The 22,495-nt window shown below is 31.2% G+C and carries 20 protein-coding genes and 1 pseudogene; 4 read left to right on the forward strand and 17 right to left on the reverse strand.

The features are described 5' to 3' along the window. Positions 1 to 5: 5 nt before the first annotated feature. The 11 genes and pseudogenes from ACQ654_RS05595 to ACQ654_RS05645 all read right to left on the reverse strand — a co-directional run bounded on the left by ACQ654_RS05595 (position 6) and on the right by ACQ654_RS05645 (position 7,630). Complete coding sequence (locus ACQ654_RS05595) at positions 6 to 1,034, reverse strand: helix-turn-helix domain-containing protein (RefSeq protein ID WP_430409342.1); 1,029 nt, start codon at positions 1,032 to 1,034, stop codon at positions 6 to 8. A gap of 188 nt (positions 1,035 to 1,222) precedes the next feature. Then, a complete protein-coding gene (locus ACQ654_RS05600; RefSeq protein ID WP_430409343.1) occupies positions 1,223 to 1,456 on the reverse strand; it encodes a hypothetical protein in 234 nt (77 codons plus the stop codon). Between the two features lie 8 nt (positions 1,457 to 1,464). Next, positions 1,465 to 1,809 (reverse strand): hypothetical protein, encoded by a 345-nt coding sequence (locus ACQ654_RS05605; RefSeq protein WP_430409344.1) that lies wholly within the window; start codon positions 1,807 to 1,809, stop codon positions 1,465 to 1,467. Then, positions 1,790 to 2,188 carry a hypothetical protein gene (locus ACQ654_RS05610; RefSeq protein ID WP_430409345.1) on the reverse strand — a complete coding sequence of 133 codons (399 nt, stop codon included), beginning with the start codon at positions 2,186 to 2,188 and terminating at the stop codon, positions 1,790 to 1,792. Before ACQ654_RS05610 ends, ACQ654_RS05605 begins: the two co-directional genes overlap by 20 nt. Before the next feature lie 18 nt (positions 2,189 to 2,206). Further along, positions 2,207 to 2,506, reverse strand: a complete 300-nt coding sequence (locus ACQ654_RS05615; protein ID WP_430409346.1) for a YtxH domain-containing protein — start codon at positions 2,504 to 2,506, stop codon at positions 2,207 to 2,209. A gap of 53 nt (positions 2,507 to 2,559) precedes the next feature. Next, a complete protein-coding gene (locus ACQ654_RS05620) occupies positions 2,560 to 2,712 on the reverse strand; it encodes a lmo0937 family membrane protein (RefSeq protein ID WP_430409347.1) in 153 nt (50 codons plus the stop codon). Between the two features lie 39 nt (positions 2,713 to 2,751). After that, positions 2,752 to 3,327: a hypothetical protein gene (locus tag ACQ654_RS05625; RefSeq protein WP_430409348.1), complete on the reverse strand. Its 576-nt coding sequence runs from the start codon at positions 3,325 to 3,327 to the stop codon at positions 2,752 to 2,754. 293 nt (positions 3,328 to 3,620) lie between these two features. Continuing rightward, a complete protein-coding gene (locus ACQ654_RS05630; RefSeq protein ID WP_430409349.1) occupies positions 3,621 to 5,411 on the reverse strand; it encodes a sensor histidine kinase in 1,791 nt (596 codons plus the stop codon). 2 nt (positions 5,412 to 5,413) lie between these two features. After that, the gene (locus tag ACQ654_RS05635; protein WP_430409350.1) at positions 5,414 to 5,860 is read right to left on the reverse strand and encodes a response regulator; all 447 of its coding nucleotides are present in this window, start codon (positions 5,858 to 5,860) and stop codon (positions 5,414 to 5,416) included. Between the two features lie 11 nt (positions 5,861 to 5,871). Beyond that, positions 5,872 to 6,432 (reverse strand): annotated as a pseudogene (locus tag ACQ654_RS05640) (helix-turn-helix domain-containing protein). A 76-nt stretch (positions 6,433 to 6,508) separates the two neighbouring features. Continuing rightward, positions 6,509 to 7,630 (reverse strand): AI-2E family transporter, encoded by a 1,122-nt coding sequence (locus ACQ654_RS05645; protein WP_430409351.1) that lies wholly within the window; start codon positions 7,628 to 7,630, stop codon positions 6,509 to 6,511. A gap of 237 nt (positions 7,631 to 7,867) precedes the next feature. Between ACQ654_RS05645 and ACQ654_RS05650 the strand changes: the two genes are divergently transcribed. Beyond that, positions 7,868 to 9,034 carry a DUF3095 domain-containing protein gene (locus ACQ654_RS05650; RefSeq protein WP_430409352.1) on the forward strand — a complete coding sequence of 389 codons (1,167 nt, stop codon included), beginning with the start codon at positions 7,868 to 7,870 and terminating at the stop codon, positions 9,032 to 9,034. Here ACQ654_RS05650 and ACQ654_RS05655 read toward each other — a convergent pair. The 3 genes from ACQ654_RS05655 to ACQ654_RS05665 all read right to left on the reverse strand — a co-directional run bounded on the left by ACQ654_RS05655 (position 9,031) and on the right by ACQ654_RS05665 (position 10,915). After that, the gene (locus tag ACQ654_RS05655) at positions 9,031 to 9,633 is read right to left on the reverse strand and encodes a DUF2652 domain-containing protein (RefSeq protein WP_430409353.1); all 603 of its coding nucleotides are present in this window, start codon (positions 9,631 to 9,633) and stop codon (positions 9,031 to 9,033) included. The two genes, ACQ654_RS05650 and ACQ654_RS05655, sit on opposite strands and share 4 nt — an antisense overlap. 259 nt (positions 9,634 to 9,892) lie before the next feature. Then, positions 9,893 to 10,480: a hypothetical protein gene (locus tag ACQ654_RS05660; RefSeq protein WP_430409354.1), complete on the reverse strand. Its 588-nt coding sequence runs from the start codon at positions 10,478 to 10,480 to the stop codon at positions 9,893 to 9,895. A gap of 276 nt (positions 10,481 to 10,756) precedes the next feature. Then, on the reverse strand, positions 10,757 to 10,915 hold the full coding sequence (locus tag ACQ654_RS05665) for a DUF1328 domain-containing protein (RefSeq protein WP_430409355.1): 159 nt from the start codon (positions 10,913 to 10,915) through the stop codon (positions 10,757 to 10,759). A 171-nt stretch (positions 10,916 to 11,086) separates the two neighbouring features. Between ACQ654_RS05665 and ACQ654_RS05670 the strand changes: the two genes are divergently transcribed. Both ACQ654_RS05670 and ACQ654_RS05675 read left to right on the forward strand, forming a co-directional pair. After that, on the forward strand, positions 11,087 to 12,118 hold the full coding sequence (locus ACQ654_RS05670; protein ID WP_430409356.1) for a helix-turn-helix domain-containing protein: 1,032 nt from the start codon (positions 11,087 to 11,089) through the stop codon (positions 12,116 to 12,118). Positions 12,119 to 12,288: 170 nt separating this feature from the next. Beyond that, the gene (locus tag ACQ654_RS05675; protein ID WP_430409357.1) at positions 12,289 to 13,311 is read left to right on the forward strand and encodes a helix-turn-helix domain-containing protein; all 1,023 of its coding nucleotides are present in this window, start codon (positions 12,289 to 12,291) and stop codon (positions 13,309 to 13,311) included. Here ACQ654_RS05675 and ACQ654_RS05680 read toward each other — a convergent pair. Further along, positions 13,304 to 14,008, reverse strand: a complete 705-nt coding sequence (locus ACQ654_RS05680; RefSeq protein ID WP_430409358.1) for an SOS response-associated peptidase — start codon at positions 14,006 to 14,008, stop codon at positions 13,304 to 13,306. The genes ACQ654_RS05675 and ACQ654_RS05680 overlap by 8 nt on opposite strands. A 202-nt stretch (positions 14,009 to 14,210) precedes the next feature. Here ACQ654_RS05680 and ACQ654_RS05685 point away from each other — a divergent pair, with 202 nt between their 5' ends. Further along, positions 14,211 to 15,239, forward strand: coding sequence for a helix-turn-helix domain-containing protein (locus ACQ654_RS05685; protein ID WP_430409359.1), 1,029 nt, complete (start codon positions 14,211 to 14,213; stop codon positions 15,237 to 15,239). Between the two features lie 40 nt (positions 15,240 to 15,279). Here ACQ654_RS05685 and ACQ654_RS05690 read toward each other — a convergent pair whose 3' ends face one another. Both ACQ654_RS05690 and ACQ654_RS05695 read right to left on the reverse strand, forming a co-directional pair. Then, on the reverse strand, positions 15,280 to 17,535 hold the full coding sequence (locus ACQ654_RS05690) for a BamA/TamA family outer membrane protein (protein ID WP_430409360.1): 2,256 nt from the start codon (positions 17,533 to 17,535) through the stop codon (positions 15,280 to 15,282). Continuing rightward, complete coding sequence (locus tag ACQ654_RS05695) at positions 17,532 to 22,490, reverse strand: translocation/assembly module TamB domain-containing protein (RefSeq protein ID WP_430409361.1); 4,959 nt, start codon at positions 22,488 to 22,490, stop codon at positions 17,532 to 17,534. Before ACQ654_RS05695 ends, ACQ654_RS05690 begins: the two co-directional genes overlap by 4 nt. Positions 22,491 to 22,495: the final 5 nt, after the last annotated feature.

Here is a 22,495-nt window from a genome sequence, read left to right on the forward strand (position 1 = left end):
GCTTTTTAGGCAGACATTCGTAATGAAGTTTTGCTATCTTGGTATTCTTTTGGACTACAATTGTATTTTTCTTTAAATATTTTTGAAAAGTAACTTCTACTACTAAAACCTATAGTATATACTATTTCTGAAATACTTAAATCTGATGTTTTTATTAATTTTTCTGCCAACTCTACACGTACATTTTTTATAAAGTTTGAAACAGTTCTTCCAAAGAGTGCTTTGAAACCTTCTTGTAGTTTTGCTGGCGTTATTCCTGATTTTTTACTTAAATAGTTTAAATCAAATTGGTAATCTGGATAGTTTTTAATGAATTCGCTAATGTCCTTAATTGATTCCATTTCAGTTTTGCTTAAGCCGTGTTTACGATTGGCTTCATTTTTTACGTCTTCAAAATATTGATTTACAATCATTGATAATGATACTTGCAACATTCCTTTTTTGAGTAATGCATCCGCAATACTATCGTTTGAAACAGTTTCTATTTGATCTAATCGTTCTTGTATTTTTAGGTTGTATGAGCTTGTATACGCAAATTTCCCTTGTACTTCTTTAGATTTAAATAGTTCCATTAACTGAGTTGTAAAACCATCCGTAGTTTCAGTGATTGGCTTACTTGCCAGAAAACTAATCATTGTAAATTTTTGATAACTATTTTTTTGAATATATATGTGATTTGCTTTTGTTATAGAGTTTGAAAATATTGCTGTTTGCATTTCTGAGAAAGCTGTCTTTTTTCCTGTTGCTCCGAAGCTTTGACGTAATTCTCCTTGTGAACAATAAAGATAATTGAGCGATTGCTCATTTTTTTCTTGATCGAAAACCAACACCGTGTCTTCACTAAATTTTACATCATACGTGATATATGATATATTACTATTAAAATTAAACCCTGTTATGTTTCCTGAACCGATAGTATTTTTAAATTCTAATGATCTTTCGGTTTGTGTTTCTATTAAATTACCTTGACATTCTCTTTCTAAACTATTAAAAGTAGCTTTAATGTTACTGATGTTGATTTGTATAGTTTTCATCTTTAAAGGTTTTAGAATTAATATTTGGTTTATACCTGTTTCTAAGTACATTACAAAGATGCGACGAAGAATGCCTTTACGTGTTATACAATTTTTTAAAACTGTTATATAATTTTCAAATAACGTTAAACAAAAAAGCTATTTGATACATCAAATAGCTTTAAATCAACAAATTAAACAACACTATATTACTCGTTGTCTTCTTTTACTTTAATTTTTGTTTCTCCGTCGTCTTTCTTAATCTTTACTTTCTTGTCTTCCGTCTCCATTTTCACTTTCGTTCCGTCTTCATTCGTTTTGATTTCCGCTCCGTCTTCCTTCATTTCTTCGATTAATTTTTCTTCTTTTGTCTTCTCTTCACAAGAAGTAAAAGTAGATACAGTAAACATCGATGCTACGGCAAATATTAGTAATTTTTTCATAATGCTAGTTATTGTTTATTATTCGTTATTATTGTGTTTGATATTAATTTAGTTGCTCCTATTTGTACAAGGTATCCTAAAACTGACTTAAAAAAGGAATTTGATTTCCCTATTAATATACGTTTCGAGACGTAACCTGCAGCAAGACTTATTACGGATTCTAAAACATTGTCCTTTATTTTTGGTTCTTCCTTTAAGTCTGTAAATATGCGTTTTACAACTCTTGACGGTCTTAGTTCTTGATACGAATGTGACATTTGTGATTTTAAAGCCACAAAATCATTTTCTTTTTGAGCTTTTAATTTCAATATCGATTGTTCTAATTCGTTAATATTACTTATTTCCTTCTTCATTTTTTTCTTTATTTAGAATTAGAACTTCTTCTTTATTTTTTCTAAGTAATTTTGAAATTACAAGGTTTGTAACTGGTTTTGTAATAAGTGATCCGTTAAATATGTAAAGGCATGCGCCAAGTAACAAATAAAACATAGACACGATTAAAAAACCTAAGTATGACGATTCTAATAAATCACCTATGTACAAACTAATTCCAATATTGATAAATAATAGGAATACTGCTACAGTAGAACCTAAGGCTATCCATAACACGATAGATGATACAACATCAGCTGTTTTATCTATGGCATTGAGCTTGTAAAGCGCTATACTTGTTTCCGTGTATGCTTTCGCCTTTTCGTAAATTGATTCTATGTGTGATGCAGTAGATTCCATTTATTTAGTTAATTAGTATTACTTAGTTAATTCTTCTTTCAACTCGTTTTTAGCATCTTGTGCTACACGTGCAGTTGTGTTTATTTTTTCTTTTCCTTTTGCAATCAATTCTTCCCCATCTCTTTTGAGTTCATTGAACTTCTGTGATACTTCACTCATCACTTTTTCTACGCTTTCTTTAGTAGAATTTACCAAGTCTTTCGTTCCGTCTGCAATTTCTTTTCTCGTTTCAGTTCCTTTTTTAGGTGCAAATAATACTCCTAATGCTGCTCCTACTGCTACGCTTCCTAATAATAATACTGTGTTGTTAATTTTCATCTTTTTTGTTTTTTTAAATTAATATTTATTTTATCTCAATCCTTTAGAGTGGATTAGACTCCTTTACCTCCAATTAACCTTAATAATATTGCAATTACTGCAATTACTAAAAGAATGTGGATTAATCCGCCTGCGCTGTACACAAAGAATCCGAAAACCCATCCTATGACTAATATTACGGCTATGATGTATAATAAACTTCTCATGGTTATTGTTGTTTTTATTGATTATTATTTATAGCTTTTTTAGCTATCTGTATGTATAATTTTAATTGTTTCTTCTGTTTTGTCTAAACTCTTTTCTAGAGTTGTATTTGCTGATTCTGCTAATGATTTGAAAGATCTGTTATTAGTTGTATCAGATAATTTATCTAGCAACTCTTTTTGATTCTGTATTTTAGAACTTAAAAGCTTTAAATGAATTTCTAAGGATACCGAATCATTTAGTTTTGATATTTCCTCTTGTTTAAGATTCGAATATCTTGGTATAGAAATTACATTTTCAGAAGCAACTTCATTGTATTTTTCGAGAACTGCTAATTGTTCATTTTTTATTTCTTCAACTAAATCCTTCACATCTTCATCAACCTTCTCTTCTTCGATAATATTACATAATTCGATAACATCTAAATTATATTTTGAAGCTTCTACTAATAATTTTGCTTCATCTTTTTGTAGTGATATAACTTGGTTCGATTCGGTTGCTCTTGTCGCATCTCCTTTGCTACTTTCTACAAGATATTCACAAGAATTAAGACTTGTGGCTACTAGTATTAGTATGACTAAGCTTGTCGTAATAAATATGTATCTGTTGAGTTTCATAATCTTTTCATTTTCGTCTCTGCAAAGATGCGACAGGTTCTAACTTTTTCTGTTACATCATTTTCATTGTTTGTTACACGATTCTCATTTGTGGAATTTTACTGTGTAATTTTTTACTTTTTCGTACTCTTTGTTTTGTACTATACAAATGTACTTTATAAACCTACTTTCCGTGTTACACGATTTTCAAACATCGTTATAGGATTTCTACTTTTGGTGAGTTTTAAACACAAAAAAGCCCTAAACACAAGGTTTAAGGCTTTTTTTTAAATGTTGTTTGTAATTATTTTTTGCTACACAGGAATGTACACTGAAAATGTTGCTCCAATGCCACTTTCTCCATTGGCAAAAATAAATCCTTTGTGATTGTCTACAATTTTTTTACAAATAGACAATCCTATTCCAGTTCCTGAGTATTCATCTTTGTTATGAAGTCTGTTGAATAAAACAAAGATTTTTTCGGCATATTCATTATCAAAACCAATACCATTGTCTGTAAATTGAATTTTATGGTATGCATCATTTTTTGCTTTTACAAGAAGTTTCTCATCTTCTGCCTTCACAATTTCGTGCGTAATGTTAATTTTAGGGATACGATCAGCTGCTTTATATTTTAATGAGTTTCCTATTAAATTGGCAAAGAGTTGATGTATTTGAAATGGTATTACGTTTATAACCGGAAAAGCATCTGCATTGATGACAGCGTTTTCTTGAGAAATTACTTCCGCCAAATCTTGCTTAGCGGCTTCTAACAATAAATTTATGTTTGAAACTTCAAAAACTTTATCTGCTTTGTTAGTTCTTGAAAATTGTAATAAATCATCAATAAGCAAACGCATTCTAGTAGCTGCATTTTTGATTCGTGACATGTATTTTAGACCAGATTCTGATAAATTATCTTGTTCCTTGTCTTCTAATCGTGATAAAAAGGTTTGAATTTTTCGTAATGGTTCTTGTAAATCATGACTTGCCACGTGGTTGAATGCAGAAAGTTCTTTATTATTTCTTTCCAATTCAAGATTACGTTCTTCCATTGCTCTGAAACTTTCTATTTCATCTGTAATATCTGTAGTTGTTCCGAGTAAATTACGTCTGGCTTCTCCAGTAACGACCACTTTTCCGTACGCCTTTAGGTGTTTGATGGTTCCGTTTTTGTGAATTACACGGTAATGAATGAACGGTAGATTTTCATCTTCCTTCATCTGCTCTACTTGTTCATTTAATTTTTCAACATCTTCTGGATGCACAAATTGCATGAAGTTTTCAATTGTTGGTGCAAATGACTGTGGTTCTTCTCCTAATAAACGATATAAATTATCGGAAAAACTAAAACGATCGTTTTCAATATCCCAAGCCCAATTACCATGCTTACTAACAATTTCTGATTGATTGGCAGATTCTTTGAATATTTCTAAGGATTGATTGGATCTTTTTAACTTCTTAAGATTTGACATTATTTTGTAATATGCGCCAATCATAAGTAGTAAGGACAATAACATTAAAGAATATAAAAAAACAGGCGTTACTCTTAAACTGCTATTGTATTCTTTTTGATGCCTTTCTAACTTGTGATTCTGCACATCGAGCATGACTTTTATTTTTTCTCTTATTTGGTCCATCAATCGTTTCCCTAAGGCAAACATTGGTTCAAATGATGGACTATTGATGTCGTTTTGTTCTTTTATTATAAACCGTTGTACTTGTTCTAGGTTTGCCAAGCAATTGTCTATTAAAAAACGTAGTTCTATTAAGTTTTTTCCTTGTTTGGGCTCGTCTTTAATTAATTCCTTTAATTCTGCAAAACTGTTGTTGATGTTTTCTCTGCCTAAAAAATAAGGTTCTAAATAGGTAGAATCTTTTATAATTACAAAACCACGTTGTCCCGTTTCTGCATCTTTTAAATACGATAGAATTTGTTCTAACTCGATAGAAACCTCATATTTTTCGGAAACTAACTCTGAAGCTTTAGACAAATCATTCATACTTTTATACGCAATTCCGGCAACAAAAAAGATAAGGAAAAACGATATCGTAAATACCGCCTTTACAAACCAAGGTGCTCTGTAAATGGTTTTTAGTGGCATAGCTATAGTCTTAGTAAAAAGTTGTCTTTGTTTAATCCGCTTGTATGATACTGCCAATTTATCGTAACTACTTCAGATAATGCTTTCTTTAACTTCTTAAAGTTATCTGGTTTCTTGATGTAAATATTGGCTCCGAAAACAAACGTGTTTTCAATATCTTCTTCTGAAGCCGATGTAGAATAAATGGCAATTGCCATATCTTTAAATTTATCGTTCGCTTTTATTTCTCGTAAACATTCCATTCCGTTTTTCCTTGGCATGTTTAAATCTAAAAACAACACATTAGGTATAATGGCTTCTTCACTATTTAAATAATCCATTAAATATACACCATCATTATAGGTTTGTACTTTTGTGGTCATTTTTAGTTCATCAAAAGCATCCGTAAAAAAGAGACGATCATCTTCATCATCATCTGCTAGTATTATATGTATGTAATCTTGATCCATATGTAAGTTGACTAGTTAGTTTGTTGTATTTCGCGACGTTTGGTGATAATTCGTTGAAACGCACTTGGCGTAATTCCTGTAGTATTTTTAAATTGTGTGCTTAAATGTGCGACACTGGAGTAGTTGAGTTTAAACGCTATTTCAGTTAAACTTAAATTTCCTTTGATAATTAATTATTTTGTGTATTCTATTTTTTGAAGAATAATAAAATTTTCTATAGAAGTATAAGTTACTTCTGAAAATAAATTGGACAAATACCCGTAACTGTGTTCTAAGGTATCTGCCAAATACGCTGATGTCTTTATATTTACGACAGTATCTTCATTAAAAACCATGTCTACAATAGTATCTTTGATTTTTTGAACGAGAATGCTTTTTTGATTTTCAACAATTTCAATATTGTAATCGCTTAAAGCAGTTGTAAAAGTCGTGTATTTTTCGGTGGATAATTTTTCTAGAAGCTCTACTTCCCCAAAACCGAGTATGTTATATTTAATATCTAATGCATCCAGTTTTTCTGTTAATACTTTGGTGCAGACAGCGTTAAAATCAAACTTTACGAATAATTTCATGTTGAAAATAAGTTTATTCGGTAAATTTAAACTATTTCTTTTTTAAAAACGTGCTTAATAAAAAATTTACGAAATACTAAGTTACTGACTTTTTTTGACGAAGTGCTTTCCATACTTTAAGTCGTTGCTTGGCTTTGCTCTGTAATAGTGCATCTACAGGTTCTCCCATCACAAAACCATAGGCTTCGTATCCTGGTGTATTATCAAAAATTATTTTTAGGGAAGCTGTTATTGGCAATGCTACTATCATTCCTGAAATTCCCCAAAGCATCGCAAACGCAATTAGTGAAAGAATAGCTACAAATGAATTCATGCTTACTTTTGAGCCTGTAATTTTTGGCGTGATGAAGTTTCCTTCTAAAAATTGAATAAGTCCAAAAACACCCATAACTGCAAAAGCGTACCATATTGAATCTTTAGTTGCTAAGGCTACAACTGTAGGCAACAACGCGCCTATAATGACACCTATATAGGGAATCAATAATAATATAGCTGCAAAAAAACCGAAGAAAAAAGCGTTTTCTATACCTAAAACAAGCAATGTAATGGTATTTAAAACACCAACAATTAACATCACTTTTAGTAAACCAGCTAAATAATTTTTTTGAACGTTGTAAATTTTACGAATCATCATGTTTACAAATGATTGCGATTTACTTTTGAATACTTTATAAGCAAACACCCTAAAAAAGCGTCTGTAATATAAAAAGAAGAATAAGTAAATTGGCACTAACACAAGATCGCTCATAAAAGAACCAGATTCCGTAACAAAGACTGTGACTTTTCCTAAATTTCCTCTCAATAATTTTTTCATGTTCAACTCGTTACCATTAATAACACTACTATTACTAATATTAAAAGCGTCACCTATATATGTAATTAAGTTTTCGTATAGTTCTGAAATTCTTGTGGAATAGTTTTCTCCGCTGTTGACAAATCCTTGAAGTTGAACAAATATGATGGAAAATAAAATTGCAGTGATTGAAAAGATTAAGATAATCGAAAAAATAGTAGCAAATATTCTGTTACATCTCCATCTTCTCTCAAAAAATCTTTGAACAGGAAAAATCATTACACCTAATATCATTGCAAATAACAAAGGCATAATTAAAGGTTTTAATACATATAGAGAAAAAACAATAGCAATAATAGCAAGAAGCCCTAGTGCACGATTTGGAATTGTAGTTTTAAAGGTCATTGCTATTTAAGTTTAGTATTGATGTATGTATAACTTATTTCATTGCTACGAACACGCACCAATTTATATTACAAAAGTATTTTATTAACCTTGATAATTCATTACAGAATTTTAAATGTATGTTATATAATTGCTACTACTATTTATTTCTAAAACCACTTCTTAATGTACTTTTTAATTCAATGAGCACATTTTATTTAGCTTTATGGCGTACTATTGCAATACAATTTTAAACTAATGAAAGATTTTATTACATTTTATGCAGATCTTCCAAAGCATTTTACACCTTTGAGAGATTTATTAAAAGATGAAAGTCTTTTTGCGGGCATCCCTAAAAATTGGCACATTGTCGTTACAGATATTGAAGGCTCTAGCAAAGCTGTAGAAAACGGACAACACAACGACATCAATTTAACGGCTACCGGAAGTATCATCACGGTTTTGAATGAAATTAAATCAATTGATTCTTCTATAAAAATTCCTTACTTTTTTGGAGGTGATGGAGCCACTTTTATCATTCCAGACGCTATTCTTCCCAAAATTATTTCAGCATTAAACACATATAGTGCGCACATAAAGAAAACATTGGAATTCAATTTAAGAGTTGGAAGCGTCATTCTTGATGAAGTCTATAAAAATAATGTGACAACACGTATTGCAAAACTCAGACACAATGAGTATTTAACAACACCAGTTGTGTTGGGGAATGGATTAAAATTTGCGGAAGCATATATTAAAGATAATTTTAAACCATCTGATATTACAGAAAATAACGACAATGCCATTGACTTAACAGGAATGGAATGTAGATGGGACGAAATAAAACCGAATAGTAATGACAACAGTGTTGTTTGCTTGTTGGTAAGTTGTAGTGATGAAACAAAACAAGCGCAAGTTTTTAAAAGTGTGATGGACGAAATCAATTATCTTTTTGGTAATCTTGATGAACGCCGACCAATTACTACGCTAAAACTGAAACTAAATACTTCTATTGAAAAGATTCGTAAGGAAATGATGACTAAAATTGGCAAATACGATAGAAAATATCTGATTGACAATTGGTTGATTACCGTTTTTGGCAAATATTACTTTAAATTTTTCTCACAAGGCAAACGCTACTTATATCGTGTTACACAATTAAGTGACACCATTATGTTAGATGGTTCTATTAATACTGTAATTTCTGGAAACAGCAAGCAAATAAGCAAGCTTCAGATTTTCTTAGATACTTTAGAATCTGAAAATGAAATAACCTACGGAATGCACGTTACGCATGCTTCTATAATGTCTTGTTATGTTCAAGACAGAAAAAAAAATCATATTCATTTTGTTGATGGTACCGAAGGTGGTTATACAGCCGCAGCTATTGCGTATAAGAGAAAATTAAAATTAGGATCGCGCTAATCTACCAGCGGAGTTAAATCAATATAATTGTAGCTTATATCACCAATATATTTATAAGAAGTATCCATTTCGTGTAACTTTCCCCAGCCAAAATTACGTTCAATAGTTTTGTCTTTGTATTGATCCAATATATTTTCTGACAATAGAATATACTCATCAAATGGAATTTTATTCTTTAAAAGTCTGTGCGCTATAATCACATCTTCTCCCATGAGCTTTATGTTTTTTCCAATAGGAACAGCACTGATTTGTTCGCCAAAATGTACTACAATTTTTAAACCTAACATATCTGGAATATGTACATTATCATCATTATTCTTAAACTGTGTATGTAGCAATCGTAATTGTTTGTAAAACTCTACATAAAACAATCTGCACTGTGCTATGAGTTCTTTAAATGTGGGTAAATCACCTGTTTTGTAAAACAAAATCGCATCACCTTCAATTTCAGACACTTTCAACCCTATAGTATTAGCATAAATAACCCTATTTAAAAGTGACGGAATTACCTGCGAACTCAATTCAATATTTGTTTGACTCATAAATTTTGTAAAACCGCTAATGTCAGGAATACAAATTAAAGTTGGTTTTGCTTTCATAATGATATCTGAATTGTATATGTTTAAAGGTAGTTTTAATTTTCCGTTATTAGGGCAATACGTTACATATTATAACTTTATTTTAATACCTAACATCAATAATTTCTATACATGTATATTAAGTATGCTTCCGAAAACACATGTTGACTTCGAGGCAAACTTAGGAGAATTTAACCCAAAATAAAGGATTAAAACTTCTGTACGTTCTGATGGCTACGATGTCATATAATGATAAGAAAATTATGCGTAACTAGAAGCATCAAACAGACGAATGTGTATTTATGAAATTTACAATAAATGCGGGTGATGTGTACATTTTATTTACCTTTTCAATTACTTGATTTGGCAAATCGCTTTTGTTTAGTATAAACTTTCTTGCCGCCACTACAAAAGCTTTCATTCTTCTTCTCGCACACCGATTGGCTTTTAATTCTTTCTTCTTTACAAATTTTTTAGAAAAATGACTCGAAAATAAATAGCTCAATACTTGATAATTTGAAGCAGTTTCATATGCTAAAATTTTTCCCAACTCCACACCTATCCAACCCACTAAAACGTCCTTTGGTATGTAGCTCATTTCAATTTTTTTATCTTGTAAGTGAAAATTATTACTGATTACAACAACATATGTTCTTTTAGATACATTAAGAAATAAGCTCGTTAATGAAACGCGTGTTTTCATTATACTTTTCTCCGTTTTATTGGATAATTGAAAAATGATGTGCGTATTTTGAAGTTCTGGAAAAAATGACAACGCCTTTATTACTTCAAACTTTATATATTCTGGAATCGATTTGTTTCCCTGTGTACTGAATTCTTCGTAAGTAGCTAATGGAGATTGTATCATAACGTCTAATTTTGATAAAAAATATCAACTAATTTAAAACGTTGTGCGTTTTCAGATTGATGCAAAAAAAAATAAAGTGTGCTCAAAAAATAAATAATATCAAATAACTTTAAATATTGAAAGAACTTCATACCATTACAAATGAGAAAAGACAGCTTGAGAAATTCTCAATACTGTCTTTCACACCTCATATACACTTAACAGCTATTTCAGTATCCTAAAACTAACCTTACTAAATTAAACTTACATAGCTGCCAGTGTCACTATATTAACCTATTAAACTCTTCTTCCTCTAATTATGGATAAAATAAATAGAATGATGAAAACGAAAAATAAAATTTTAGCAATGCTTGCTGCACCAGATGCGATTCCTCCAAATCCCAACACTCCAGCAATCAATGCTAATACTATAAATGTAATTGTCCAACGTAACATATCTTATGGTTTTTTGGTTCGTAAATTATTTCCCTAACTGTTTTGTAAAAATCATAAATTTTAAATTGCAAATTGGACTCATATGAATTAATTTTTATCGCTAATAATCTTTTTACGATTCGCTATTATTAAAAGTAGTATATTTATATTCAGTAATTCAAAAATATCAAATTGAGTAAAAAACTATCTGTAGGTGATTTCGAAACTAGCGATATTGTAAAAGATATGGCACATGTTTTAAATGTTGATTTCGATGAAAATCACAATGAATACTGTCTAAGAATTCCTAAAAAATTTGGTTCAGGATTTGTAAAAGCAACAAAATTTGATAGTGGTATAAGTGTCCTAGAAACGGACTATCTTCTAAAAAAAGAATTGCATTTTGAGCTTAAAAAAGGAGTTGTACATCCGTTAAAAATTATGTTTAACAGACAATCAGCTTTTGGTCATAAATTTACGGAAGATAATGACACACATACAATTAATAGGTTGGATAGCGTAATGTTGTCAAGCACACCAACCAACAATCATATCTTTAAAATTCCAGCAAACGAGGCTATTTCAATTTTTAGTGTTGAAATTAATCGGAAATTATTTGAACAAAAAATAGAATCCTTTTTGGCGGATATGGATGAAGATTTGGTAAGTGTGTTTAGAGATGCCAATGGTATCAAAAAATTTTACTACAAAGGACAATACAGTTTAGACATTGCTAAGTTTATTGAAGAATTTACAGAGTGTGAATTGGAAGGTTTTATGAAATCGGTTTTCTTAGAAGGAAAAACCTATGAAATACTTGTGCATTATTTACAACAATACTTGGACGACTTAAATACACCAGAAAAGCGTAAGATTCTTCGCAAAGCTACTGTGGAAAGTATTGAAGCAGCCGTTGAGATTATTAAAAATGAAATTGCTAGTATTGAAAATATTACGGTTTTAGCCAAGCGCGTAGGTATCAATCCAAATACGTTGCAAAATGGTTTCAAACATCTTTACAAATCATCTGTAAATGAGTACATTAAAAATCACCGTATCGAAAAAGCGAAAGAACTCTTAGAAACTTCAACTTTAAATATTACGGAGATTACTTATAAAATTGGTATCAATTCTAGAAGTTATTTCTCAAAAATATTCAAAAAACGATATGGAATTACACCAAAAGCCTACTTAAAAAAAACAAGAGGTCCTAAATCTGCCTAAAAAAATTAACTTTATTTAACAATTTACTTCCTACAATTTATTCAAAACTGCGCAATAGTGTTATTATTTGTTCCGTAAAGTGTTATTTATCGTGGCATTTGTGTTAATAAAAATTTAGTTCTTGTTTAATCTTTGCATACTAAAAGTTCCACAGAAAAGGAAAATAACGGATGCACAAGATACATGTAAAAAATACAAGCACTAAAGATGCGTTATTTCAGCTACAAGAAAACTTAGGAGGCACTCTTATAGAATCTTGGGGCGAATATACGCTTACTTTTGACAACAAACTTGGTAAAGGTGTTGTTAGAGGTATTGACTTTGATTGGGGATTATCCTTGATTGATTTTAATGTCAATTTTGTTGAAGTCTCTAAAATTACTTTTGAAAATAATAAACGAAAGTTAGTTGAATTTATATTTATTTCTGAAGGTAATTTAAAATTTAAAGAAAAAGAAGCAGCAACATTTTTAAACTTTGATCGCTATCAGAATATTATCATTTCAAACAAAATACCTTCCAAAAAAGTATTTGTCTTTCCTGAAGCAACACAGGTTAAAGTAAATATTATTCAATTAGAAACAGAAGATTATCAGAAAAAGAAAAATAACAACTTAAGCTATTTAGACAAAGTGTTACGCACGGTTTTTGAAAGTCAAAATCAAAATGTTTCATATCATCATTTAGGTAATTACAATCTTAAAATTGCTGATGAAATAAAGGAATTAGACAACGCACACGACTCAGGTATTATACGAACATTATCCATTGAAGGGCAACTAAACCTTATCATGGCAATGCAAATGTTAGAACATCAAAATTCACAGAAAAGAAATACACTTCCCGATTCTTTATCGCATGAGCATATTAAAAAAATACATGAACTTTCTGCATACATAACAAATAATGTATCCGAACATATGTCGGTAGAATCACTTTCGAAAATAGCGGGATTGAGTTCTAAAAAATTACAACTTGGATTTAAAGTTTTATATTCAAAAACAGTTAATGAATACATTAGAGACTTAAAATTAGAAATAGCGAGAGATCAATTAAAAAATTCAGACCTTACCATTTCCGAAATCGTATACAATATAGGGTTCAAAAGTAGAAGCTATTTTAGTAAAATATTCTTTGAGCGTTACGGGGTTTTACCAAAAAATTATAGAAATAATATAAAAGGTATTATTTAGCCTTCGGAACATTTCTGTAACTAACAGGTTGTAAAACAGCATCAAAATCTACACCTAAATTATGGAATTCCTTGGCTATCGTATGTGCTTGAAAAGGTAATTCAGAAGTTGTTTCAATAATGGTTTTAATCAATTTTTCACTTGTATGAGCGCTTAACCACATATTTTGATTGAATTTATCCAAAACAACTGGCATAAACGTATCAGAATTGTGTATTTCTTGAATAAAATCATTTGCCTTTGACACCATAATAGAACAGGTTACAAATCCGTCGTCCAATTCATTATAAACACCTGCAATGGCAAATGGTTTGTTGGATGGCAAATGCACATAATATGGATATAAATTTCCTTCGTGCAAATAATAGGTGAAAAATCCTGTAGCGATAATCAAACAGCGTCTTTCTTGAAGCGCATTTTGATATTTTGGATCTTCGCCAATTCCTTTTAAATCTACATTTAATGTATTTTGTACGTTCTGAAAATATTGCCAATCCTCTTGGAATGTTCTTGGTAATAATCCCCAAATTGCCAATGTAACCTCTTCCTTTTTAGACATTTTGATTATAGAAACTGACGACTCTGCTAAACCATCTATAACCGGCATTTTCGTATGAAGCTTCGGAAACCTAAATGTGGCATTAAATATACTTTCAATTTCTTCTTTACTAGCTGTATTTGATATTTTATAGCACATATCTTTACTTTTTCTACAAATTTCTTAAATATATCCGCTAATTTTTGCCTTTAAACGTTTAAATACTGACGCATTCAATTTAATTGTATCAAATACCCATATGCGATACACTTAATCGTGAAAACGGCAAGACCTTCTAAGTCATCCAGTTACTTTTATACTATTCTAAACGAGATCATTAACACTTAGAATATCCCATAAAATGTCAGTCAAAACAACACAAAAAATATCATTCTTAAATCTCGAAGAGTTGCATTCGTACTTAGGTGGAACACTGGAAGTTGTAAATGGTATCAACACACTTCAATTCGACAATGCCAATGGTACAGGTCGTATTAGACATTTGGTCATTGATGATGTTTTAGAAACAATGAATTTAGAGGTAAACCTAACTGCTAATTTAGCATTTTCGTTGGGAAACCCAGCTTCGGAAGCAATTCATTTTATCTTTTGTTTAGAAGGTCATTGCTCGCACGCTTTCAAAGATTCCTCTGTGATCAAAAAAATTGAGGAATTGCAAACAGCAGTCACAGAAAATAATGAACTTACCCAAAGCACAATTCAGATAAGACCTAAAATTAATACCATTGTAAATGTTATTTGTTTAGACAAATCAGTATACTTTAAAAAAAGAGATAATGCAAACTACTTAGCTAAAACACAATTGATCAACTTATTAGACGTTTTAAACTTAAAAGAAAAACAAATATACTTTGGTTCTTACAGTTTAAAAATTAGTGAATTTGTAAAATCTTTATTAGAAACAAACGAAGAAGATTACATGACAGAATCTATGCGTTTTCAGGGATTGAGTCACTTTATTTTAGCAAATCATATTGATCAATTATATCAAGAATCGATCAAAACAGAAAACACTTCAGCGCTTAATAGTAGAGAATTAAAAAGTATTCTATCTGTTATTGAGCTGATAAAAGAAAATCCACAAGAAGCATATTCAATAGACATGCTTTGTGGCATCACACGATTATCACCTGCAAAATTACAAGAAGGTTTTAAGTCAATTCACAAAAGAACCGTTTCAGATTATATACGGCATATAAGACTCATACAAGCGCAAAAATTAATCATGACAAGTGATTTAAATATTTCTGAAATTGTCTATTCTGTTGGTTTTACAAGTAGAAGTTACTTTTGTAAAATTTTCAGAAGAGAATATGGTTGTTCTCCACGACAATACAAAAAGAAAGTGAAATTAAAACCACAACAATAATATCAAAAATAAGTTTGAAACCATACGTATACGTTAGCAATTAAAACGGATAGCCAATTGCGAAATTGAAAATTCCATTACCAGCATCAAACGTATACTTGCTAGTTTCATTGAGCACAGGCGTATGTATTGGTGCTGCCCAATCCAATCTGAGCACAAAACTTTGAATATCTACACGCAAACCTACACCAGCTCCAATAGCAAGTTCATTGATAAAGTTTTTGGTAAATTTTCCACCTGGCAACTCTGTATTTTCATTGCGCAACCAAACATTTCCAGCATCTGCAAAAAGTGCTCCTTTAAAGTAAGAATATAAAGGAAAACGATATTCTACATTTGCTTCAAGTTTTATATCGCCCGATCGGTCAAAAAATGAATTAATACCCGAATTTTCAGGCACATACGTCCCTGGACCTACCGAACGTGTTCTAAACGCACGAAGACTATACGGTCCACCAGAGAAAAATTGTCTAGAAAAAGGAAGTACATCTGAATTTCCATACGCATATCCTAAACCACCGTAAAGTCTGGTAATTAATGTTTGTTCATTTCCAAGTTTTAAGTAAAAGCGTGCATCCATGTCAATTTTCGCATATTGAGCAAACTCTACACCTAAGATGGTTTTCTTGCCGGTAGTATCATCTCTTGTACCTAACAAACTCAATGAGTTTCCTGCAATATCAATGTTTGTTCTAAAGAAAAAAGGATTTATTTTTTTAACATCACCTAGTTCATTATACGTAAAATTATAGGTTAATCCAGAAATTAATTGTTGCTCAAAACTATTTTTTAAAAATGGATTATCATCTAAAATAGCATCAAACGCTTCTGTACTATTTGATAATCTAATATAATTTGTACTAATCGGATTAATCGCGTGATACACATATCTATTAGCATTCCATTGATATCCAAAACTCGTGTTAAAACTGCTCAAACTGTACAATTTGCTTCTGCTTAAATATTCAATACCTGCACTTATTCTCGTTTTAGGAATATTGTATTTGAATTGTGCTGACACATCCATAGGAAATATCAATCTTGGAAAAAGAATGTCAGCCGTTAAACCAAGTTGTGTACTATTCAATCCTGTTGTATTGTTTGCTTTTCCTCTCAATTGCGCTTCATAACCAAATTTTCCAGTAATTTTTATAACTTCTCCACCTTTAAAAAGGTTTCTGTTGGTGTAACTCAGCGCTAAAGTTGGTCCTGTAAAACCACTAGATTTCGCATTTGCTTGTAATTCGGCACTTAATGCGCGTTTTTTTAGAGGTGATAAATACACACTTGTGTTTAAGTATCCAATACTGTCATTTTCTGTAATTGGTTCTTCTTCAAACTGAACATTCACAAACTTGTACGTACTAATGGAAGACAAACGTCTGCTTGTGGATTTAAATTTCTTTGGATCATAGAATTGCCCTTCTTCAAACAATACAAATGGACGCAATCGTTTTGGTTTAAAAAATAGTGTATCTTGAATAAAGTTTACTCCTCTAAGTGTAGTTGTGTCCGAATGTTTGTAATCGTTATTTACCGAAGTATTTGGATATATGTTCACCGTTTTCAATTTGTACGCCAACAATGCTTTTTTAGGTGTATTTTTCTTTAAACGTAAAAACAAATCAAAACGTTTGTTTTTATATTGATTTGTGTCTATTTCAAAAATTAAAAAATCAGCATTAAAATTATAATATCCTTTTGATTTTAAGTCAGAATCAATACGTTCACGCTCTACTTTGAGTCTTGCAAGATTGTAACGTTCTCCTTTTTTAATGAACGATTGGTTTAACGTTTTTTGTATTTCTTTATGAATAGAAAGCGAATCAGTTTCCAATTGATACGTTGCCATTGTATATGGCTTTGCGAGTTTTATGGTATAAATAACTTCACTTGTTTTCTCATCTTTTTTAATTTCAGAAGTTACAGTGCTGTAGAAAAAACCTAAATTTTCAAGCCGATTTAGAATAAGATCCTCTGTGTTCTCCACATCTACATCAGACTGATATACAGGCTCTTCCCCTAGCCTTTTATCAATGAAACGATATATAAACCCTGGTTTTCCTGTTTCCACTTTATAATGTGCTAACAATCCTAATCTTGAGGAATTGGGTTGCGGTCTCAAAACAGCTTGAAGCTCATTCTTAATAGTATCATCATCCGCTACGTCTTCTTCAGAATTAATTTTAAAAGTTGCACCTTCATATAACGTTTTATTTTCTGGAATAAAACGTTTTACGCTACAAGAATAGAGTATTACAGCAAAAAATAACAGCAAAAAATAGTTCAGTTTCATTCTTTAGGTTTATCTTTTTTAGTCTTTTCGTCTTCTTTTGTTTTTGCCACTTCTTCTTTTACTGCTTTCGCAAAAAGTTCTTCAAATTTATTAAATTCTTGATTGAAGATTAATGAAATTCCTGTGAGAATCACTTGTCCATCAATCACATTTTCAAAGTCATTTCTACGATACGCTTTCAATCGCCAGCGGCCATTATCATCAAAAAGATATTGAATATTTACAGTTCCAACTAACGGCGTGGTTTGTCCTGCATTTTGAGAATTTTCTTGAATGTCTACGCCACTTCCAACTTCTACAATCAATCGATCATTAAGCAAACGTTTTCGAGCACTAATATCCAATTGCGTTCTATCGGTTGCTGAATTTCCTTGATAATCGGTATAGCTACTTAAACCAAAATCAACTTCAATTCCTGATTTACCAAATAGTTTGTTTGAAAAGTTATTCAATTGGTTTGAAAGTACATTATTGGCATTGTCTCTTGCAATAGATAATGAACCTCCAGAACTACCATCATTGGTAGCAGAAGGAAAAAATTGGTTCAATACTAACAACGAAAATACTTGTTTGTTTAGTTCATCTTCTCGTGTATTTAGTTGCTGTACTTGCGCATACACAGCGCCACCGAGTTCTCCTTGATTGTCTCTTGGAATATCAAGATTAAAGGAAATTTCGGGTTTTAACAATTGTCCTTCTAAGTTGAGATAGACAAGAAACGGAAGTTTTTGACGGTATTTACTCGTCACACTCGCACTTTCGCCCGTAAGTTGGCTAGCCATCAAGCCAGACGCAGCAGTTTCTACTTTATAAATAGCTCGTATATCCATATCAGCTTCTAACGGATTTCCGCGCCAAACTATACTACTACCTGGAGCAATATCAAAGTGTCGTCTTACCAAATTGTACAGACTTACTTCGTAATGTCCGCTCGTTACTTCATATTTTCCAGAAAGTGACATATCGCCATTTTCGGAAATACCAAAGTTAAAATCGCCCGTACCAGATACTTTTAAATTATCGCCCGTGCGTTCATCAACAATAATATTGAAAACTGCTTTGTTTGAAATGCTCAATTTTGCATCAATGTCATATCCTCTTAAAATTGCTTTTGATGAAACATCTCTTTGATTTGTTAAGATGTCATCCGGATTTTTCTTGTTTACAAAAATGACAATACCTTCTTTTTCAACCAAATTCACTTCATCTTCAGGAATTACATACGTAAAGTCTGATGTTTCATTTATCATTAAACTTCCTCTTACTTTTGGGTGTTGCAACGTTCCATCTACTGAAACATCTGCATCCAAATTCACTTTCCCGTAAAATAAATCGTTTGCTTCTTCTGTAGAGTTTAGCACTTCAATATTTTTTGCTTTTAGCGTAAGTGCAAATGATGGGTTTGTCAATGTTTTTGTAGAAATATCTCCGTCCAATACAAATGGATTTTGATTCGTATCTAACATCGTAAATTTATCAAAATAAATACCTGCCTCATCTATTTTTATAGATTCTTTCGGAAGTGTAAAAGCGGCATTAAACGCATTAACCGTTAAAGTTGCATTGTTAAATTTTAAAGCGCCTAAAAGTGTTGGCACATTTGTCGTACCCGATAATTTGAAGTCTCCTGAGATATTTCCAGCAGTTTTTGATATATATTTTGATGAAAACTCCTCAATCGCTTTTAGTTCTAAATTTTTTAAATCGATATCAAAATTAAGCGGCGCACCATTTTCGTTTGCGGTATAATCACCAATAATTGATAGGTTCAAGTTTTTTCCTGTAACATCTAAATTTAAATCATATTTAGACCTATTTAACGATTTTGCATCAAGGTTTAACGTTCCAAGTGGCACTTCCAATACTTCTAAATTTGTAATGTTGGCTTTGGCAAGAATTCCGAGATCTCCAAACGGATTTTCAGCTATGAATTCACCATTTAACTTTCCAGAAGCTAGTAATTTTTCTTGATTGAATATGCTTGTAATTGTGCTTAATTTGAAGTTTTTAAAGTTAAAACCTATGTGTGGAAGTGTTTCTCTTGGCAATGTACTACTGACAGTAATTTGTTGTTCGCCTTGGCTTAGTTCAAAATCGTTAAAACCTAAATAATCGAAAGCAAATGTTATTTTATTATTTGGAAGAATCACCCAGTTTTGTTTGTTCAAAATTAACCCTTCTGGATTGATGTGAAAGTTTGTACTGTCCTTTTCTCTAGTAATTTCAGAAGCAATTTGAATCAGTGTTTCACTCGAATCTTTCGCAATGAAATTTGTGTATAATATTTTATCTTTCAAGTTTCCATCCAAGCGTATTTTCTGAATTTCAAGTGCTCCCGTTTTAAGTGTTCCAAGCTCAAAATCAAAATCCAACGCTTGTTTTTCGGCATTTAATGAAAAATCTAAACTATCAAGTGTATTTCCATTATAAGTTATTTGTGGCGCTTTTGCTATAGCTGTGAGTGAATTGTTTTCAGCGCTAAAATCAACTGTAATTTCGATCGGATTTAGTGATTCTAACTTCGGTAAAAATAAGTCTTTCAAAATTGGTGCTTGCTTAACTGTAGCATCAAATTTCATGGTTGTATTTGATACAGTTACACTTTCCGAAGCCGTTATATTTTCCTTAAAATAATTATCAAATTGTTGTTGCAATTCATCAATTAGATTTAGAATACCTGTGTTCGAAACCAACGATGCTTTTATAGGATTGCTATCAATATCAAAAGCAGTTGTTTTATCTGTAAGTTTCCCGTTAAACATGATCTTTCCTAGCAAGTAAGGTCTGTTATTTCGAACAGAAAGTGCATCAGTAATTGTTCCGTTAAACCTTAAGTTTTCAGTAGAATTACCCACAATATCTGCTTCAAGTTTCAACTTTGCGCGTACATCTTCTTCGGCAAGTTTAAGTGTTTGAAAATTGACACCTTTTACATCTAATACTGTATGAATTTTGGAAGCAACTGTATCTAATTCAACAGTATTCACCATTTCAAAATCTAAATTTTTATCTTTGAATTGTAGGTTCAGATTTCCGTTTCCATTTGTAATTTTCCCATCAAGATTTAATTCCGAAAAATCATACCCATTGTACGATAGTTTTTTAAAATCTGTTGCCAAGGTTGCATCTAACGTATTAAGACTATTTCCTTCGCCATTTACTGTGGTTGTAAATGAATATACGCCCAATTTTTCATTGCTAAGAATTTTGCCAAGTGCTAAATTGTCAACATTAAAAGTTCCGTTGAAAGCAATTTTTTTATTGTTTTTAAAATTTCCTTTTAGTACAATATTTCCATCAGAAGTTTTTAATGTAGCATTCGTTTTCAAATTTGTCAAACCACCATTTAGTGTTCCTTTTAGTTGAAATTTTTCAGGAACTTGAACTGTTACCAAAGCTGGATCGATAAAATTAAAAGCATCTTTTTTGTTTGATACAAGGTTGAAATTTTTAAAATCGACCGTTAAATTATCAATATCAAGTGCATTTTTAATACTTCCTTGAAGATTAATTTTTGTGTTTTCTCCCCAAGTTAAGTCCGTATTTGGAATGTTTAAGTCGTTTAATGTACCATTTAGTTGTAACGAACCTGTCAATTGCTTCTTTGAAAATGCCGTTATGTAGGTGTTATTTTTTAATTCTGGAGAGAAGAAATAAGCATCTTTCGGATTGATATTTAAACTTGGAAGCGTTAGGGAAATCCTGCTTAAATTAGGATTTTGAATTAAATCATTGATAGAAGTGTAATCAACAGTAAGTGCACCATTGATACTACTATTATTTGTACGTACAGAAAGATTTTTGAGAGTTGTGGACGTATTGTCTAATTGCAATTGCGTTGCTAGGTTTTTTATTTGAAAACCACTTCGATCTATAAATGACAAGTTTTCCACAGAAGCACTTGCATTTCCTGGCTTGTATGCAACAGAATTGGCTTTTAAGTCTACATTCTTAAACTGAATATTTTCTGCATTGAAAACATTTCTAACCAAAATCGTTCTTCCTGTCTTCGCCGAAATTTCATTATTGACGAGCTCAACTTTATCAGCAGTTATCGTCCATTCTGGCCATTCAAAGTTTGTTGAACCGACAGTTGGTGCTAGTTGCTGAAATTTTATAATCGAATTTTTTAAATTTAAATCACCAACGCCAATAATTTGTTTTTCTAAATCTAATGTAGGCACTTGTGTGCGTAATTCGTCAATTGTCAAATCCAACTCAAGATATTCTGGAGCAGAAGTATACGCAATCTCCGTTTTCTTTACGTCAAGATTTTGAATCGAAATAAAAGGTAGTTTGGTTGCTTCTTCTGCAGCTACAACAGGAAATGCCTTTGTTTGATTGTATTTTATTGTTCCATCAGCTACGATTGCATTCTTTACGTCAAAACGCATTTTTACAATATCAACATCCTTTGCTTCAAGATTGAGTGTATTTAACTTCATAGCACTCTCAATTCCTAAAACAGCATCATTGTAGGTTACGTCTATATCCTTAAAATTGAGTGCGCCTAGCTTTATTTTTAGTGCTTCTTCTGTAGTTTGTGTAGTTGTATCTTGGGTGGCGAAAGCATCCAGCAAAAAATCATAATTAAATTTTGAAATACTATCTTTTCTAGAAATATTCGCTTTGAGTCCTTCTGATTCTAACCACTTTAGATGAAATGCATTTCCTCTGATAAGCGGCATTAAGGCTATTGAAGCTTCTATATTTTCAGAATATACCAACGTATCACCTTTTTTATCTTCTAAATAAAGACCTTCAAGTAGTAAATTGCCAGAGAAAGTAACATAGAATTTTTTAATTTCTACTTTCGTGTTGGTTTTGTTTGATATATAATCAGTGATTTCCGTTACAATAATATCTTGTCCCCACTGGCTTCTGATACATAATATGAGCGAAACAAAAAGTATAAGAATTACTAAAATTGTTCTTTTTACGATTTTCCAAAACAAAGATT

This window comes from Kordia sp. (genome assembly GCF_965283645.1).
Taxonomy (GTDB): Bacteria; Bacteroidota; Bacteroidia; order Flavobacteriales; family Flavobacteriaceae; genus Kordia.